Source organism: Microcoleus sp. BM001215392 (assembly GCF_036700185.1).
Lineage (GTDB): Bacteria > Cyanobacteriota > Cyanobacteriia > Cyanobacteriales > Microcoleaceae > Microcoleus.
This window is the reverse complement of the sequence record NZ_JAUBOJ010000719.1, coordinates 1-1,326: the sequence shown is the minus strand read 5'-3', so window position 1 is coordinate 1,326 and position 1,326 is coordinate 1. Positions and strand designations below refer to the sequence as shown.

2 protein-coding genes are annotated in these 1,326 nt (G+C 48.3%); both read left to right on the top strand.

What is annotated here, in order from left to right:
- Nucleotides 1-779, top strand: a 779-nt coding sequence (locus QT974_RS34425) for a calcium-binding protein (protein WP_333472828.1), incomplete at its 5' end; no start/stop codon positions are given.
- Nucleotides 780-892: 113 nt separating this feature from the next.
- On the top strand, nucleotides 893-1,042 hold the full coding sequence (locus QT974_RS34420; protein ID WP_333472827.1) for a hypothetical protein: 150 nt from the start codon (nucleotides 893-895) through the stop codon (nucleotides 1,040-1,042).
- Nucleotides 1,043-1,326 lie beyond the last annotated feature (284 nt).

Below are 1,326 nucleotides of genomic sequence, written 5' to 3'. Positions count from 1 at the left end.
CCAACTTGGGTACTGCTGCTGGGACTTTGGGAACTGCGGACTTTGTATTTACAGGGACGATCGTCAATACTCCGGCTGGTACTTCTACCAACTCAGGTAGTGTTGTTGATTTAACTGCTAATCCGGGTACTTTCCCGACAACCGGAGTTTACAACTTTGGTTCTGGTGCTGGCGGTTACAACTTCAGCACACCTGTCTTGTTTACCGGAAATTCGACTGCTAATAATGTCACCGGTACTGAGTTTGCTGACATCTTGAACGGGGGATCGGGTGCTGATATCTTCAACGGTGGCGCTGGTAATGACAGCATCTCCGGTGGGGCTGGTAATGACAGTCTCTTCGGCGGCGCGGGTAACGATACTCTCAACGGCGACGCGGGTAACGACACTTTGATCGGCGGTTTGGGAACAAATGTTCTCAGCGGCGGACTTGGTGCTGATGTGTTTGTGTTCGCCGGAACTACTGCTGGTGGCGGAGATATCATTACCGATTACAGCATTGTTGATGATGTAATTAACCTTGACAAGGTTGGTTTTGCCGGATTGGGAGCTGGGGTTTTGACTTCGAGTTTCTACCGGTACAGCAGCACGGTTGCTACTGTAAGCGCGATCGAGTCTACGTTGACTTCGCCGTCGATTATTGCTCTGTTCGATAGTGCAGCTAATACGACTAAGCTGTATTACGATAGCAACGGTTCTACGGTTGGTGGCAACAGTTTGTTTGCTACTGTCAATGTCAATTTGGGAGTTTCTGGTAATTCTGAATTGTTCTTGTTCTAAACGGCAAGAATTCTCATCTGAATATCGAGGGTATGCAGGGGGATACAGCAATGCTGTATCCCAAAAACAGAAGGACACAGCACGGTGCTGTGTCCTTCTCTTTTTGGTAATTGTTGAACAATTTGGTGGCTTTTTTGGGTAGGGAAACGGCGGGAGTGCGGTGTCTTTTTTTTGTGTTGTTGATGGATGCGATCGCGCGATCGCCTGTTTCGGCAAATCTGCGATGGATGGAGCCCCGCTACGCTACGCCCGGATACCGATAACTTTGTAGGGGTGAAGCATTCGGGCGACAATAGTTGATTCCCAACCTGCGATCTAATTCCCGAATGCTTCACCCAGCCCCCATGCGTAAGTCATAATTACCAAATATTGGTCAATCCTTGATGCGCGAGAGTCAATGAATATTTGGTTTTGATAAACTGCCGGCGTTGCGATCGAGATCCTTTCATTGGGGCAGGGCTCTCGCATTTGGGCATGAAATCTGGGGTTTTTTGTTCTAAATTGTCGCCCAAATGCGAGAGCCCCTACGAGTAATTTGATTGATTTT